18 protein-coding genes are annotated in these 15,128 nt (G+C 71.9%); 6 read left to right on the top strand and 12 right to left on the bottom strand.

Features of this window, described 5'->3' with window-relative positions:
- Positions 1-92 precede the first annotated feature (92 nt).
- The 3 genes from ACZ7G3_RS19340 (at position 93) to tgmB (ending at position 1,730) form a co-directional block, all read left to right on the top strand.
- Positions 93-416, top strand: a complete 324-nt coding sequence (locus ACZ7G3_RS19340) for a YkvA family protein (RefSeq protein WP_426597697.1) — start codon at positions 93-95, stop codon at positions 414-416.
- Between the two features lie 119 nt (positions 417-535).
- On the top strand, positions 536-727 hold the full coding sequence (gene tgmA, locus ACZ7G3_RS19345) for a putative ATP-grasp-modified RiPP (RefSeq protein WP_426518949.1): 192 nt from the start codon (positions 536-538) through the stop codon (positions 725-727).
- Positions 728-743: 16 nt separating this feature from the next.
- On the top strand, positions 744-1,730 hold the full coding sequence (gene tgmB / locus ACZ7G3_RS19350; RefSeq protein WP_470927008.1) for an ATP-grasp ribosomal peptide maturase: 987 nt from the start codon (positions 744-746) through the stop codon (positions 1,728-1,730).
- Positions 1,731-1,757: 27 nt separating this feature from the next.
- Here tgmB and ACZ7G3_RS19355 read toward each other — a convergent pair whose 3' ends face one another.
- Both ACZ7G3_RS19355 and ACZ7G3_RS19360 read right to left on the bottom strand, forming a co-directional pair.
- The gene (locus ACZ7G3_RS19355; RefSeq protein WP_210958264.1) at positions 1,758-1,973 is read right to left on the bottom strand and encodes a hypothetical protein; all 216 of its coding nucleotides are present in this window, start codon (positions 1,971-1,973) and stop codon (positions 1,758-1,760) included.
- Between the two features lie 108 nt (positions 1,974-2,081).
- Positions 2,082-2,567 carry a hypothetical protein gene (locus tag ACZ7G3_RS19360; protein WP_470927010.1) on the bottom strand — a complete coding sequence of 162 codons (486 nt, stop codon included), beginning with the start codon at positions 2,565-2,567 and terminating at the stop codon, positions 2,082-2,084.
- 205 nt (positions 2,568-2,772) lie between these two features.
- Between ACZ7G3_RS19360 and ACZ7G3_RS19365 the strand changes: the two genes are divergently transcribed.
- Complete coding sequence (locus ACZ7G3_RS19365) at positions 2,773-3,741, top strand: GlxA family transcriptional regulator (RefSeq protein WP_470927012.1); 969 nt, start codon at positions 2,773-2,775, stop codon at positions 3,739-3,741.
- Between the two features lie 66 nt (positions 3,742-3,807).
- Here ACZ7G3_RS19365 and ACZ7G3_RS19370 read toward each other — a convergent pair whose 3' ends face one another.
- The 4 genes from ACZ7G3_RS19370 to ACZ7G3_RS19385 form a co-directional block, all read right to left on the bottom strand.
- Positions 3,808-4,071 (bottom strand): DUF5133 domain-containing protein, encoded by a 264-nt coding sequence (locus ACZ7G3_RS19370; protein ID WP_426597701.1) that lies wholly within the window; start codon positions 4,069-4,071, stop codon positions 3,808-3,810.
- 316 nt (positions 4,072-4,387) lie between these two features.
- Positions 4,388-6,157, bottom strand: a complete 1,770-nt coding sequence (locus tag ACZ7G3_RS19375; protein WP_470927014.1) for an ABC transporter ATP-binding protein — start codon at positions 6,155-6,157, stop codon at positions 4,388-4,390.
- 288 nt (positions 6,158-6,445) lie between these two features.
- The gene (locus ACZ7G3_RS19380) at positions 6,446-6,994 is read right to left on the bottom strand and encodes a hypothetical protein (protein WP_470927016.1); all 549 of its coding nucleotides are present in this window, start codon (positions 6,992-6,994) and stop codon (positions 6,446-6,448) included.
- A gap of 28 nt (positions 6,995-7,022) precedes the next feature.
- Positions 7,023-7,409: an ATP-binding protein gene (locus tag ACZ7G3_RS19385; protein ID WP_470927018.1), complete on the bottom strand. Its 387-nt coding sequence runs from the start codon at positions 7,407-7,409 to the stop codon at positions 7,023-7,025.
- A 358-nt stretch (positions 7,410-7,767) separates the two neighbouring features.
- Here ACZ7G3_RS19385 and ACZ7G3_RS19390 point away from each other — a divergent pair, with 358 nt between their 5' ends.
- Both ACZ7G3_RS19390 and ACZ7G3_RS19395 read left to right on the top strand, forming a co-directional pair.
- A complete protein-coding gene (locus ACZ7G3_RS19390; protein ID WP_426597705.1) occupies positions 7,768-7,995 on the top strand; it encodes a DUF397 domain-containing protein in 228 nt (75 codons plus the stop codon).
- A 136-nt stretch (positions 7,996-8,131) separates the two neighbouring features.
- On the top strand, positions 8,132-9,052 hold the full coding sequence (locus ACZ7G3_RS19395) for a helix-turn-helix domain-containing protein (RefSeq protein WP_426597706.1): 921 nt from the start codon (positions 8,132-8,134) through the stop codon (positions 9,050-9,052).
- 71 nt (positions 9,053-9,123) lie between these two features.
- On the opposite strand, the gene ACZ7G3_RS19400 is transcribed toward ACZ7G3_RS19395, so the two are convergent.
- The 6 genes from ACZ7G3_RS19400 to ACZ7G3_RS19425 all read right to left on the bottom strand — a co-directional run bounded on the left by ACZ7G3_RS19400 (position 9,124) and on the right by ACZ7G3_RS19425 (position 14,994).
- Positions 9,124-9,942, bottom strand: a complete 819-nt coding sequence (locus ACZ7G3_RS19400) for an SAM-dependent methyltransferase (RefSeq protein ID WP_426597707.1) — start codon at positions 9,940-9,942, stop codon at positions 9,124-9,126.
- Positions 9,943-10,088: 146 nt separating this feature from the next.
- Positions 10,089-11,369: an ABC transporter substrate-binding protein gene (locus ACZ7G3_RS19405; RefSeq protein WP_470927020.1), complete on the bottom strand. Its 1,281-nt coding sequence runs from the start codon at positions 11,367-11,369 to the stop codon at positions 10,089-10,091.
- Positions 11,366-12,502 (bottom strand): branched-chain amino acid ABC transporter permease, encoded by a 1,137-nt coding sequence (locus ACZ7G3_RS19410; protein WP_470927022.1) that lies wholly within the window; start codon positions 12,500-12,502, stop codon positions 11,366-11,368. The genes ACZ7G3_RS19405 and ACZ7G3_RS19410 overlap by 4 nt, the downstream gene beginning before the upstream one ends.
- Complete coding sequence (locus ACZ7G3_RS19415) at positions 12,495-13,391, bottom strand: branched-chain amino acid ABC transporter permease (RefSeq protein ID WP_426597710.1); 897 nt, start codon at positions 13,389-13,391, stop codon at positions 12,495-12,497. Before ACZ7G3_RS19415 ends, ACZ7G3_RS19410 begins: the two co-directional genes overlap by 8 nt.
- Positions 13,388-14,188 carry an ABC transporter ATP-binding protein gene (locus tag ACZ7G3_RS19420; RefSeq protein WP_470927025.1) on the bottom strand — a complete coding sequence of 267 codons (801 nt, stop codon included), beginning with the start codon at positions 14,186-14,188 and terminating at the stop codon, positions 13,388-13,390. The genes ACZ7G3_RS19415 and ACZ7G3_RS19420 overlap by 4 nt, the downstream gene beginning before the upstream one ends.
- Positions 14,185-14,994, bottom strand: a complete 810-nt coding sequence (locus ACZ7G3_RS19425) for an ABC transporter ATP-binding protein (protein WP_470927027.1) — start codon at positions 14,992-14,994, stop codon at positions 14,185-14,187. Before ACZ7G3_RS19425 ends, ACZ7G3_RS19420 begins: the two co-directional genes overlap by 4 nt.
- Positions 14,995-15,128 lie beyond the last annotated feature (134 nt).

Consider the following 15,128-nt stretch of genomic DNA (forward strand, 5'->3'; position numbering starts at 1 on the left):
GAGAGACCCGCCCTCCTGGTCTTGTCGCCGCGCCGAACGGGCATCCGAGAGAAGAGAACAGGCGCGTACCGCGCGTCCTAAGGAGGGGCGGGGTGGATACGACGACAGTGGTGATCACCGCGGCGGTGTTGCTCGCGGCGGTCGTCCTCGCGACGGCGGTCGGCGTTCTGGTGCGGCTGGTCCGCACCCGGCGGGACCTCCAACGAGCCGGTCTGCCCACGGGTCCCCGGTGGGTCTTCTGGGGCGCCGTCCTCTATCTGGTGCTGCCGGCGGACCTGGTGCCCGATCCGGTCTACCTGGACGACGTCGGTGTACTGCTCCTCGCTCTGCGCTCGGCGCGCGGCTCTCTCGGCCGGCGCCGGGGCGCCGCGGACGGGCGGAAGGGCACCGGCCCGCCCCATGACTACGCTGCGTAAGGAAACCATTCACCCGTTCGATTCGTATAAGTCTCTGGAAGCCGAAGGAAGTCGGCGGACCAGGCGACGGGGCACAAGGACCTTCGCCTGATCGGCGCAGCACCGACCAGGGAGAGACGATGCAACCGTTCGCGCTCAACTACGCACGGCCGGCAGTGGAGTTGGAAGCCACGGCTCCCTACGTCTACGACTCCGGGCTGCAGTTGAACGTGCTCCTGGACGGGCGGGTGGCCGCCTGTGACCACGCGCTACTGAGAGAACTGGGGACAACGACCTCCACCGCGGGATCGAAGACTCACTTCGACGACTGAACACGGGCCGTCGACAATGACTGTGTTGATCCTCACCTGTGAAGAAGACGTCACCGCGGACATGGTGGTCGTGCACCTGAACGCGTCGGGCGTGCCGGTGGTCCGCCTGGACCCCGCCGACCTGACCGACACCGTCGCGCTCTCCGGCGAGTTCGTGCACGGCGCCTTCCGGGGCCATCTGTCCTCGGGGGGCCGCCTGGTGAGCATCGGCGGGCTGCGGTCCGTCTGGGTACGCAGGCCGGGCGGCGCGGCCACGCGTGCCGCCGAGCCCTCCGCCTGGCTGACCGAGGAGTCCGGGCAGGCGCTCTACGGCATGCTCCGCGGCTGCGGCGCGCGCTGGATGAACCAGCCCGACGCGGCGCACCGGGCCCGGTACAAGCCCTGGCAGCTGCGTCTCGCGCAGCAGTGCGGGCTGCCCGTGCCGGCCACGCTGATCACGACGTTTCCGCGGGCGGCACGGGAGTTCGCGGAGCGTTACCCGGATCTGGTGGTCAAGCCCGTCTCGGGCGCGCACCCGCAGGACCCGCCCCGGGCGGTACCGACCAGCAGGGTCTCCCCGGAGGCCGACTTCTCCGCCGTCGCCCACGGCCCGACGCTGCTGCAGCGCCGGGTCGCCAAGCGCGCCGACATCCGTCTCACCGTCGTCGGCGACGAGTTGCTGGCCGCGCGCAAGACGACCCTCGCGGGTCCGGACGCCGACGACGTGGACGTCCGCTTCGCGTCGTCCCCCGAACCATGGCGGCCCGCCGAGGTGCCGTACCGCGTCGCAGAGGCCGTCCGCGCCTACGTCCGAGCGGCGGGACTGGCCTACGGCGCCCTCGACTTCGCCGAGGACGGCGACGGCACCTGGTGGTTCCTGGAGTGCAACCAGTCGGGGCAGTTCGGCTTCGTCGAGGTGGACACGGGTCAGCCGATCGCCCGCACCATCGCCGAGTGGCTGGCCCGGCCCGGCGCCGAGGACCCGGTGGTCGGGGGCGACCCGGGCACCACGGCCGTCGGGTGAGGCCGGGACCGCGCCCGGCCGTCGCCCTCAGTGCGGACGCGGGCCGGGCAGCAGGGCGGTGCGCTGCCAGCCGGCGCCCGGGGAGGGCTGCCGTTCGGCGCCGGGCAGGTGGCCGGGTGAGCGCAACGGGCGCATGACAACCTCCAGCTCCCTGCTCACGCGCTCGGCGTCCCGGCGCACCTGCTCGGGAACGTCACCGCGTTCGGCGACGAGTCGGTCGTAGATGGGGGAATCCTGGAACACCCGTCAACGTGCCTTTCGTGTCGTCCGCCCCCGTACGGAGGCGCGACTGAGCAGTCTAGGCGTCCGCCCACCCGGTCGTGTCCATTCGGTCCAGGAGGTGACGGCCGCTCACGCGCCGGTCGTGGAGCCGGGCCGGACGATCATGAGGACCGTGACCGTGGCCCACAGCAGGTTGAACAGGCCGGTGAACATGGCGAGCCGGGCCGTACGGGCGCGCTCGACGGGCTGCCGGTCGGTCAGCTGCTCCAGGAGCTCCTCCTGGCGGGGCAGCACGAGAGCGACCAGGATGCCGGCGGCGGCCGCGGTCAGGACGATGGACGTGATGAGCCACGCGTCCCCCAGGACACCCATCGCCGCCGCGGTGGCGAAGCCGAGCACCGGCACCGCGATGCCGAGGCCGGCGTAGACCCGGCAGATGCGGTGCAGCAGCCGGACGGTGCCCACGTCCCCCGCGCCGGTGCCGCCCCCGGCCCCCTCGGGCAGCGCCACCACCGCCCGTCGGGCGGCCGGCGGGAACATGCTGGCCGCGACGGTGACGGGCCCGACGGCGATGATGGCGGCCAGGACGTGGAGGGACAGCAGGATCTTGGTCATCGGTCGGGGCTCCGGAAGGCAAGTGACGGGCGATGCGGTGGGAGCCACGTTAGGAAGCGGCCGGATGATCGCACAGCGGCTGAAACGACAGATTCCAACGGATTCTCGCCAACGCCCTCACCAGGAGGTGCCCCGCGCAACGAGGCGGAACAGGGGCTGTGCCGGGGGTTCTGTGCCCGGCGGGAACCGGCCTATCGTGGCGGCCATGCACTCGGTGGTGATCCTGGTCCTCGACGACGTGGTGCCGTTCGACATGGCGGCGCCCATGCAGACGTTCGACTGGACGCGGCTGCCCGACGGGCGCAGCCCGTACCGGGTCCGCCTGTGCGCGGAGTCGCCCGAGGTGCGCACGGACGGGCTCGCCCTCCGTATCGACCGGGGTCTGGAGGCACTGGAGTCCGCCGACACGATCATCGTGCCGGGCCGCTCCGAGGAGCACGGCCCGCCCTCGGACCGTGTTCTCGCGGCGCTGCGGCGGGCGGCCGGTGCCGGCACGCGGATCGCCTCGGTGTGCGTGGGCGCCTTCGTCCTCGCGGAGGCCGGGCTGCTGGACGGGCTGCGGGCCACCACCCACTGGATCGCCGCGGCGGAACTGGCCCGCCGCTACCCGCGCGTCGAGGTGCAGCCGGACGTGCTCTACGTCGACAACGGGCAGATCCTCACCTCGGCGGGGGCCGCCGCCGGCCTGGACATGTGCCTGCACATGATCCGCCGGGACCTGGGGTCGGCCGTCGCCGCGCATGCCGCCCGGATGTGCGTCGTACCGCTGGAACGGGAGGGCGGGCAGGCCCAGTTCATCGTGCACGAGCGTCCGCCCGTGCCGCGGGGCTCGGACCTGGAACCGCTGCTGGAGTGGATCGAGGACAACCTGGCCGAGGAGGTCACCCTCGGGGCGATGGCGGCGCGCTCGGGCATGAGCGAGCGCACCCTCAGCCGCCGGTTCCGCGAACAGACGGGCACCACGCCGCTGCAGTGGCTGCTGCGGGCCCGGGTGCGGCGCGCGCAGTACCTGCTGGAGAACGGCGACCACCCGATCGAACGGATCGCGCGGCAGGCGGGGTTCGGCTCCCCCACCGCCTTCCGGGAGCGGTTCCGCCGGGTGGTCGGCACCACTCCGAACGCCTACCGCGCGGCGTTCCACGGGAAGCCGGCCACCCCGGCGGGCCGCGCGTAGGGCCCGCCTTGCGGATCGGCCCGGAGCCGTCGGTCCGATCCTCGAGGCGGGCCCGGGTACGCGGTGTCACACGGCCAGCGACAAGCCGCTCTCCCCGTCCGGTTCCGCCGCGCGGACGGCGCCCGGCGTCCGCCCTTTGGCGAGCAGCAGCGCGTCCGCCTTGGCCACCGCGTCGTGGATGCCGGTCGTCGCCATCATCACGCACAGCGTGTAGCTGACGTCCGCCAGCTCGCGCGCCGCCGCCGGCCTCTCCCCCTCCGCCTGAGCGATCCGCAGTGACGCGTACCGCGTCAGCAACTTCCTGACGACCTTCGGGTCCGGTTCGAGCACGAAGCGCCCCTCTCTCGAGTTTCGCTGCGTATGCCCGAACCCGCCCGCAGCATTCACACCGTGCGCACCCTTGCTCGCAATTGACGAAATTTCGTCGCTTCCTGTCCGGTCGGGAGGCCTCCCCTGCACGAGGAGGAGGCCGGCCCGACCGGCGGACCTCACCACCGGGCTGTCGACACGGCACCGGCCGGGGCCGGATGTCCGAGGCGCGGACCGCCGGACCGCGGGGCCGCCGGGACACCGGTCCGCCGGGACGCGGGTCCGCCGGGACGCGGGTCCGCCGGGACGCGGGTCCGCCGGGACGCCGAAGCGCCCGTCAGGCGACCTGGCCGCTGTGCAGTGCCGTGTACGCCCCTCCCCGGCCCAGGAGTTCCTCGTGGGTGCCGGTCTCCTCGATCCGGCCGTCACCCATCACCACGATCCGGTCCGCGCCCCGCACGGTGGACAGCCGGTGCGCCACGACGAACGTGGTGCGTCCGCGCAGCAGCCGGGCCAGCGCCTGCTGGACGAGCGCCTCCGAGCGGGTGTCCAGCGCCGAGGTGGCCTCGTCCAGGATGAGCACCTTGGGGTCCCGTATCAGGGCCCGGGCGATGGCCAGGCGCTGTCTCTGGCCCCCGGAGAGCCGTGCGCCGTGCTCTCCGACCAGGGTGTCGAGGCCCTGCGGCAGCCGGTCCACGAACTCCAGCGCGTTGGCGTCGCGCAGTGCGGCCCGTACCGTCTCCTCGTCCGCGTCGTCCATGCCGTAGGCGACGTTCTCCCGGATCGTGCCGTCGAACAGGATCGACTCCTGCGGCACCACCGAGACGAAGCGCCGGTACGTGCGCAGGTCGAGGGTGTTCATGTCGGTGCCGTCGAGCAGCAGCCGGCCCGAGGTCGGCCGCAGGAAGCCGATGACCAGGTTGAGCACGGTGGACTTGCCCGCCCCGGACGCGCCCACCAGCGCGATGGTCTCGCCGGGCCGGACCGCGAGCGTGAAGTCGCTGACCGCGGGCCGCCCGTCGTTCTCGTAGACGTGCCCGACGCCCTCGAAGGTGACGGCTCCGCGCAGCGAGGTGAGCTCTGCCTTGCCCTCGTTGTCCTCCAGCTCGGGAGCCTGCAGCACCTCGCCGACCGAACGGACGGACTCCAGCCCCTTGGTGATGACCGGGGCCAGCCCTGCCAACGTTGTCGTGGAGTTGGTGAGGGTGGTCAGGAAGGCGCTGAGCATGACGACGTCACCCGCCGTGACTCCCCACACGTCGTAGTACGAGATCAGCGCGGCGCCCGCGAGGACCAGCACGCCGACCACGTTGAGCACGACCCAGGACAGCGAGCCGAAGCGGCCGTTGACCAGGTCCAGGCGGTTGCCGGAGGTCAGCAGGCGGTCCAGGGTGCCGTCCATGCGGCGCAACGCCTTGCCCTCCAGGCCGTGGGCGCGGGTGACGGGGATGAGCCGGGTCATCTCCGTGACCCGGGAGGAGAGCGCCTCGACCTCGTGGCGGAAGTGTTCGTTGTGGGTGCGCAGCCGGGCGCGGAGCCGGGCCACGAGGAGGGAGGCGGCGGGGACGACGACGAGGAAGACGGGCAGGAACTCCGGTGTGCGCACGGCGATGATGACGAGGCCGCCGGTGAGCACGGTGAACGCGCCGAGCCCCGTCTCGGCGGTCTGCTGGACCATCTGCTCCACCGTCTCCACGTCCCGCACGACCTTGGCCTGCAGGACGCCGGCGCTGACGCGCGAGTGGTAGCCGATGGAGAGCTGCTGCATGCGGGTGCACAGCGCGGAGCGCAGAGCGGTGCCCATGCGGCGCACGCTGCCGTACAGGAGGCGGACGTACAGCAGGTGCAGCGGGTAGTTGACCACCAGGATGAACATGATGATCCCGGTGCTGGTCCACAGGTTGCCGATCGGACCGTGCTGGACGACGGTGTCGATGATGGACGCGGTGATGAGGGGCAGCAGCCAGACGGGGCTGTGCTTGACGGTGAAGACGGCGACCGCCCCGGCCAGGCGGCGGCGGTCGGCGCGGAACAGGTAGACGAGCGTGCGTATGGGGTGTTCGCCCCGGTAGCGGTGGTCGAGCGGTTTTTCGGGCGGCGACGCCATCGACGTGGTCCTCCTGGTGACCGAGTGGGGCAAGCGCTTTCTTCCCGCGCTTTCCTACCTCTTCGGCAAGGAGTACGCCACACCGTCCCGCAGGCCGGTACGTCGCGGTACGTCAATGTGTCGGTACGTGGCAGAACGTCGATGCGTCAAGCCGGTACGTCGCACGGCGTCGATGCGGCGCTACGTCGGCACGTCGCGGTACGCCGGAAGGAGACCCGCGCCTTCTCCCCCGTGGAGGGCGCGGGTCTCGGTCTCCGAGTGCGGATCTCGATCCGCCGCCGTGCCGGATTAGTCTCCGAGTGTGCGGGCCAGTTCGGTCGTGGCCCGCGTGATCTCGTTGTCGTCCTCGGCCAGCAGCCGATCCAGCTCACCGCGGCGGTCACGGACGGCCTGCCGTGCCGCGCGCTCCCATGCCACGGGGTTCTCCCGGTGGTTGAGCAGTTTGGGGTAGACGGTGGCGGTGGTCTCCCACTGCCGGGCGTCCGCGATGTTCTTGAGCAGCTGGATGATCTGTGCCCGGCAGCTCACCTGGGGCCGCTGCGCCAGTTCCCACAGGAAGGGAACGGTGGCGGCGGTCGCCTGTTCCACGACGAAGCCGTACTGGCAGATGCGTTTCCGCAGATCGCCGAGGGCTGCGCCGGCGGTTTCCGCGTCACCCAGGGCGACCTTGCGCAGCAGCCGGGGAATGGCCGCGGCCGAGCCGCTGGAGTCCTGGATCTCGCTCCAGGGCACGCCGTCCAGCCCCGCCAGGGGCGCGGCGGGCCGGGACGAGCCGGGCGGCTGTGTATGACGGTCGGTGCGCTGGGTGCTCGGCTCGGGTGTCGGAGCGCTGCGCATGGTGTGGGGCCCTTCCGCGGCAGTCGGGTCAGGTGAGGGGACGGGTCGGCGACTTGCCCCGGAGGATCCTGGGCGCCGGAGCCCCCGGGGTCGGGCCCCGTGTCTCCGCGAGGGCGTCGACGCGGTGCGGGCCGCGTCCGTGCTCCTGGGGCGCGGAACCGCCGGACGGGGTGAACACGGACGCGTTGCCGCCGTGATCGGAGACGGCCGGCGCCTGACGGCCGGAGTCCGGAGCGAGTCCGGGCCCGGCTTCGAGCGTGCCGGGCGTCGCCTCCGGGCCGGCGTTCGCCCCGGCGTCGGGAGCGAGCCGGGTGAACACGAGGTCGGCGTACCGGCCGAAGGACCGGCCGCCCCGAGTGCCCCGCGGGCGGACCCGGGCGGACACCTCGCCCCCGCACACGATACGAGGGACCACCGAAGCGAGTCCGTCGCCCGGCGCGCAGCGCTCCCCACGCGAGGCGGGGAACCGCCCCCCGTCCCGGTCGGCGGCCGATCGCGCCGCACACGGAAGCCTCGCGAACCGGCTCGCCACGCCTGCCTCCGACGCGGGTTCGCCGGGCGGCCGGAGTGTTGGATGCGCAGGTAACGGCACGGCATCTCCCTGATGCGACGTCAGAACGGGCCGCCAACCAGGGGGTTGACGCCACGGCTATTATCCACGCTGACAGCGCTCGCGTGCAATTGCACGAGAAATTGCGCGAAAGAAATCGGACGGGAGCGCGCGGGGACCGACAGAACCCGACCCGACTCCCCCGCACAACAAGGAGACCGCGGTGCCACCAGTGCGCAACGGAGTGCAGGCCAGCTCGCTGAACGCCTGTTGGACGAAGAGCCGGCACAGCAACGCCGAGGGCAACTGCGTAGAGGTCGCCCTCGTGGACGGAGGCATAGCGATGCGCAACTCCCGTGATCCCGACGGTCCTGCGCTCGTCTACACCTCCGCCGAGGTGGCCGCCTTCCTCGCCGGGGCGAAGGAGGGCGAGTTCGACCACCTGCTGTGAGGCGGGAGTGGTCACCGAGGAGCGTCGGCCGTCGCGGCCCGAGGCCAACCGCCCGTCTTTCAGCGGCATATGCAGCGGCCGCCGAGGCGATGAGATAGTGTGGTTTCTCAAGTCTGCCGCTCTGCTGGGAGCCAGGATGTCCGCCGAATCGCATCGCCTCTCCCGTCTCGAGCCCTATCTGGACCGGGCCGAGCCGGCTCCGACTCTGCTGAAGATGCTCATCGGTGTTCAGCTGGCGGGCTTCCGTGAGGATGCCGGGCTCTCCCAGGAGCAGGCGGCACGCGAGCTCGGGTTCAGCGCGGCGAAGCTCTCCCGCATCGAGTCGGGAAAGGGCCGCAGGCCCCCGACGGAGACCGACGTCCGCGCGCTGCTGGAGCGGTACGGCACCGACGCCTACGAGGCCTCGGTACTGGTCAAACTGCTGCGGCGCGCCGGTGAACCGGGCTGGTGGCAGCGGTACGACAAACGTCTGATGCCCGAGTGGTTCGACCGTCTGGTCGGCCTGCAGGAGGCCGCGGCGACCATCCGGACCTTCGAGATCCAGTACGTCCCCGGCCTGCTCCAGACGGCGGCCTACACCCGGGCCGTGGTCCAGCGGGGCCTGCCGAACGCGTCGGCGGGTGAGGTCCAGCGTCGGGTCGAACTGCGCATGCGCCGCGCCGAGTTGCTGCGCCGCGGCGATGCCCCGCAGGTTTGGGCGATCATCGACGAGTCCGTACTCCTGCGTGTGCTGAGCAGCCGCGAGGTCATGCGGGAACAGCTCACGCACCTCGTCGAGATGGCCGGACAACCCCATGTGACGCTGCAGATCGTGCCGCTGGACGTGACGAACGCGTCGGCACCCGCGATACCCGTCACCTATCTGCGCTTCGGGGGCATCGATCTGCCCGACGTGGTCTATCTGGAGCACATCAAGAGCGCCAACTTCCTCGAGGACCGCGACGAGACCGAGGAGTACCGGGTCGCGCTGGACCGCCTGGCCGACGAAGCGCTGACGCCGCGCGAGTCACTGGAGCTGCTGCGCGAGACGATGGAGCAGCGCTACCCCGCGAAGTAGCCAAGCGACGTCGGCGGAGCGGGGCCGCGCGCCTCGCGCATGCCCCGGTGCACGCGTCGGCGTGTACTCCACTAGCGGAGGCGGCCCAGACCGCCGAACTCGATCCACTCGTCGGTGAGCTGGCGTGGCACCACCTCACTGTCCGGACGCCAGGTGGAGACCTCCACCAGGCCGGGATCCATGATGTCCATGCCTTCGAAGAGGGCCTCGACGTCCTTCGGCTCGCGCACCCGGCCCCAGCTTCCCCGCGTCACCTGGTTCATGAAGTCCGTGACGTACTTCCGCACCTCGGCGTCCTCGCTGACCAGCTGGCACATCACCGCGTAGCTCCCGGGCACCAGCCGCTCGGTCACACGGCGGACGACCGCCTCCGGACCGTCGGTGTCGCTGTCCGGGATGCAGTGGAAGACCGAGTTGAACAGCACGGCCACCGGCTGCGAGAAGTCGATCAGGCGCCGGGTGTCCGGGTGGGAGAGGATCTCCTCCGTCGCACGCATGTCGGCGTGGATGACGGCGGTCCGGTCGTTCTGGTCGAGCAGCGCCCGACCGTGGACCAGCACCATCGGGTCGTTGTCTATGTAGACGACGCGGGAGTCGGGGGCGACGCGCTGCGCGACCTGGTGCACGTTGTCCTGTGTGGGCAGGCCGGAGCCGTGGTCCAGGAACTGGCGGATGCCGTACTCCTCCGCCAGAGTCCTCACCACCCGGTGCAGGAAGCGCCGGTTGTTCAGCGCGAGCCGGCGGGTACTGGGGACGACCTTGTCGAGTTCCCCGACCGCCGCCCGGTCGGCCGCGTAGTTGTCCTTGCCACCCAGGTAGTAGTCGTACATGCGCGCGGCCGTGGGCACGTTGGCGTCGATCTCCGTGGACAACTGCTTGTCGGCTTGCATCGTTCCCCCAGCTCCGTACCGCGCCAACTGCACCGGCATGACAGAGAGTACATCCTAGGGACCTGGTCTTCAGGGAAACCAGTAGTCGGACCGAGCGGCCGTCAAGAGGGCGGTGCAGCAGGCCACTTGACGGCCGCTCAGGTCGGTCAGCCGCGGGCGGCCAGGTACGCGTCGACGCCGGGGGCCTGGTGGGCCTCCTCCACTCCGACCAGGCCGCCTACGGCCTTGGCGTCGGGCTTCAGCACGTAGGTGGACCGGCTGGCAGGCTCGGTCACGTAGGTGAAGTTCTGCGGCGTGCCGAGGCCGGTGTCGGCGTTCTTCTGCGAACGGTGCGCCTTCACCACGGCTTCGCGGGTGAGACTGCCGCCCTCGCAGGCCTTCTCGAGGTCGGCTCCCATGAGCTGGGCGGCGTTGTACCCGGAGAGCACGCCGGAGTCGACCGGCTGACCCGGGTACTTCTTGCCGTAGGAGGCGACCATCTTCTTGACGCCCGGCAGGTCGGAGCTGACCGCCGGTGCGGCGCTGACCACGTGGACCATGGCTTCCAGCGCCGGTGCCGCGGGAGTCTTCATCAGCTGCGGGGAGTAGCCGGGAGCGCTGCTGACGATCGGCACCGTCAGGCCCCGGGCGGCGGCCACGCCGGCGAGGGAGGCGGTCTGGGCGGGGCCCGCGCTGATCAGGACCGCCTTCACGCCGGCCTTGCTCAGCGCCGACACCTGCGCGGTCAGATCGGTGTCCGTGGCCTTGATCTTCTGGCCGGCCACCTTGATCCCCGCCTGCTCGGCGGCCCACTCGGAGCCTTCCAGCGCGTTGGCGCCGTAGTCGCCCTCGAAGTACACGTGGCCGATCGTGTCGCCCTTGGCGATCTTCTTGGTGCGGGTGAGGAAGTCGACGGCGGCGATCATGTCGAGGTCGTAGGTGGTGCCGAGGACCTGGACGGCGTCCATGCCGAGCAGGGAGGCGGCCCAGGCCTGCGGGAAGGTCAGCATGCTGTCCCGCTGGATGTCGTCGAGCAGGGCGGCGACCACCGGCGAGCCGATGACCTGGGGCAGGGCGACGACGTCCGGGGAGATGTCGGCGTAGGCGGTGACCGCCTTCTGCACGTCGTACCCGTGGTCCTTGACGACGATCTCGACCTTGCGCCCGCAGATGCCGCCCGCGGCGTTGGTCTCGTCGGCCCACATCTGCTGGGCCTGCACGATGGACTTGCCGAGGGTGGCGTAGGGGCCGGTGAGGTCGGTCAGCGCGCCCAGCTTGATCGCCTTCTCGCTGACTCCGGGACCGGCCTTGACGCCGTCGGCGGCGTCGTCGGTGCTCCCGCCGTCCCCCTTGGTGCTGCAGGCGGTGCCCGCGAGCAGCACGGCGGCCAGTGCCGCGGCCAGGGCGGCGGTCCGGGTGGTGCGGGGCCTGGTGTGCGTGACGTTCACGGGGTGGGCTCCTTGGCTCGTGCGGTGGTGTCGGGGGTCCGGGGTGTGGCTGAGGCGTCGGACTGGTCGGTGACGGGTGGTTTGCGCCGCAGGCGGGCGCGGGTGCGGCGGGCCAGCCCGTGCAGGCCGTCGGGGGCGTAGAGCAGGATCACGACGATCGCCGCGCCGTAGAGGTAGCGGGAGGCCTCGGTCGGGCCGATGGAGCCGTCGCCGGATCCGGGGGCCGCCACCAGCGGCAACTGGTCGGCGTAGCGCGTCATCAGCAGGGGCAGCGCGGTGACGAACACGGCGCCGGCGGTGGCTCCGGCCACGGAGCCGAGGCCGCCGATGACGATCATGGCGAGGTAGTCGACGGAGAGGAGGAGGGAGAAGTAGTCGGGTACCACGCGGCGGAAGGAGAGCGCGAGCAGGACGCCGGCGAGGCCCGCGTACATCGAGGAGACGACGAACGCGGCCGAGCGGTACTTCGCCACGTGCACGCCCATCACGGACGCCGCGGTCTCGCTGTCGCGCAGCGCCACCAGGGCCCGCCCGGGGCGTCCGCGCAGCAGTCCGCGCGCGGTGAACCAGGTGAGCGCGAACAGGGCCAGGCCCAGGTACCAGAGCCGTTCCTCGGCGCCGAACGGTACACCCAGGACGGTGAGTTCCGGGTCGGACTCGGCGAAGGTGAACCCGCCCAGCTCCAGAGGCGGCACCGAGCTGCCGTTGAAACCGCCGGTGACGGAGTCCGCGGTGAGCAGGACGTGGTGACCGAGGAAGACCAGGGCGAGGGTGGCCACGCCCAGGTAGATGCCCTTCACCCGGCCGGCGACGGGGCTGAACAGTCCGCCCGCCGCCCCGGCGAGCAGCACGGCGAGGACGAGCGCGACGGCGGGCGGCAGCCCCGGTCCGTTCTCGCCCGCCAGCCATACGTAGCCGTAGGCGCCGACGGCGAGGAAGAAGGCGTGGCCGAGGGAGAGCTGCCCCGCGGTGCCGCTGAGCAGGCCGAGCCCGACGGCACCGATCGCCGCGGCCATGGAGAACAGGCCGATGCGCAGCCAGAACGCGTCCAGGTAGAAGGGCAGGGCGCACAGGAGGAGGGAGGGCAGCAGGAGCCCGCCGCGCTTCACGAGGACCGAGCGGAGGTCAGACACGGGCCGCTCCCTTCGCCGCGAACAGTCCGGTGGGGCGCACCAGGAGGACCAGCACCATCACGGCGTACGGGGCGACGTCGCCGAAGCCCTCGCCGAGGACGTGCAGGTCGGACTGGTAGCCGGCGACGAAGGCCTCGGTGAGGCCGATCAGCATGCTGCCGACCAGGGCGCCGACCGGGGAGGCCATGCCGCCGAGGATGGCGGCCGGGAAGGCCTTCAGGGCTATCTGCCCGGTGGTGCGCTCCAGTCCCGGGGCCGGGAAGGCGACCAGGAAGACCGCGGCGAGCGCGGCGAGTCCGCCTGCCAGGCACCAGGCGACGGTGCGTACGCGGGTCAGCCGTACGCCCATGAGGGCGGCGGCCTCGCCGTCCTCGGCCGCCGCGCGCAGCGACAGGCCCCAGGGCGTGAACCGGAAGAGGGCGAAGGCGCCGCCGATGGCCACGGCGGACACCAGGATCGCGGCGATGCGGCTGTCGGCGACGGTCACCGGGCCCAGGTCGGTCACCGAGTTGCCCCAGGGGTCGCCGAGCGGCAGCAGATCGCCGCCGATGCGCCGGGCCAGGTCGGTCACCAGGACGATGTCGATGCCGATGGTGACGATGGTCTGGACGTGGGCGGCCTGCGGGTCGGTTCCGACGCGCTGCAGCACCAGCCGGTCCAGCACCCCGGCCACGGCCGCCGTCACGAGGACCGCGACGGCCAGCGCCCCGGCGAAGCCGATGTCGTCGTGGAGGACGGCGACGAGGTAGCCGCCGAGGAGCAGGAGCGAGCCGTGGGCGAAGCTCAGGACGCCGGACGCCTTGAAGATGGTGACGAAGCCGAGCGCGATCAGGGCGTAGACCGAGCCGAGCGCGAGGCCGTTGAGGAGGTTGTCGAGGAAGCCGGTCATGCCGCGTCCTCCCCGGTGGTGCCGGTGCCGAGGTAGGCGCGCAGCACCTCGGGGTCGCGGCGGACCTCGTCGGGGGTGCCGTGGGCGATGGCCTTGCCGAAGTCGAGGACGGTGACCTCGTCGGCGAGCCGCATGACCAGGCCCATGTCGTGCTCGACCAGCACGACGGACAGGCCGAGTTCGGCTCGGATCTCCCGGACGACCTCGGTCATGCGGGTGCGTTCGGCGGCGTTCATGCCGGCCACCGGTTCGTCGAGCAGCAGTACACGGGGCTCCAGACAGAGGGCGCGGGCGAGTTCGACCCGCTTGCGGTCGCCGTAGGACAGCAGGGCGACGGGTGCGTCGAAGTGGGCTCCCAGGCCGGTGAGTTCGGCGATCTCACGGGTCTTGGCGAGGTGGTCGCGCTGCTCGCGCACGGCGCGCGGCAGACGCAGGGCGCTGGCCGCGAAGCCGGCGCGGGACAGGGCGTGGCGGCCGAGCATCAGGTTGTCGGCGACGGTGCCCTGGGTGGTGACGATGTTCTGGAAGGTGCGGGCCACCCCGAGGGCGGCGATCCTGTGCGGGGCGAGCCGGGTGAGTTCGGCGTCGCCGAGCCGTACCGTGCCGGCGGTGGGCCGGTACAGCCCCGACAGGACGTTGAAGCAGGTGGACTTGCCCGCGCCGTTGGGGCCGATGACGGCGTGCACGGTGCCCGGGGCGACGGTGAAGGAGACGTCGTCGAGGGCGACCAGGCCGGCGAAGCGCACGGTCACGTCGCGGACCTCGAGCGCGGGCGGCGCCGCGGTACGGGTGGTCACGCGGCCCCCTTGCCATCGGTGGTCTCGGTGGTCTCGGTGGTCTCGGTGGTCTCGCCCAGGTAGAGGCGGCGTACGGCGTCCGTGCGCGCGAGTTCACCGGCGGGCCCCGACAGCCGGATCTCGCCGACCTCCAGGACGTGGGCGTGTTCCGCGAGGGACAACGCCATGCCGGCGTTCTGTTCGACGAGCAGTACGGCGGTGCCCTGGGTGTTGATCTCTCGGACGACCTCGGCGATGCGGTCCACCATCAGCGGGGCGAGGCCGAGGGAGGGTTCGTCGAGGAGGAGCAGGCGGGGTGCGGCCATCAGGGCCCGGCCGATGGCCAGCATCTGCTGCTCGCCGCCGGACAGCAGGCCGGCGGCCTGGCGCGTGCGCTCGGCGAGCCGCGGGAAGAGGGTGAAGACCCGCTCCCGGGCCTCGCGGACCTGCGCCGGGGCGCGCCGGTTGAGACCCAGCCCGCCGGCCCGCAGGTTCTCGTCGACGGTGAGTCCGGCGAACACCCGCCTGCCCTCGGGTACCTGCACGACTCCGGCGCGTACGGCGGCGACCGGGTCCCGGCCGTCGAGGGCCGTGTCGCCGTAGCGGACGCGGCCGGCCGTGATCGCGCCGCGGTGCAGGCGCAGTGTGCCCGACACGGCCCGCAGCAGCGTCGTCTTGCCGGCGCCGTTGGCACCGAGCAGCGCGACGACGCCGCCGTGCGGGACGGTCAGGGACACGGAACGGAGAGCGGACAGTGCGCGCCCGTACGTCACGTCGAGGCTCTCGACGTGCAGCGCGGGTTCGCCGTCCGGTGGTGCTGCGGGCATCACGGCTCCTTCGGACCGTGCCGGGGCCGGCACGGTGACGGGAAAGGGGGAGCTCACGACAGCACGCGCGCCGGTGGCGGTACAGAGCTGCGGCCCGGGTCGCTGCGGCGTCCCAGTCCCGGACCGGAGACTCT

Source organism: Streptomyces sp. NPDC037271, assembly GCF_055603605.1.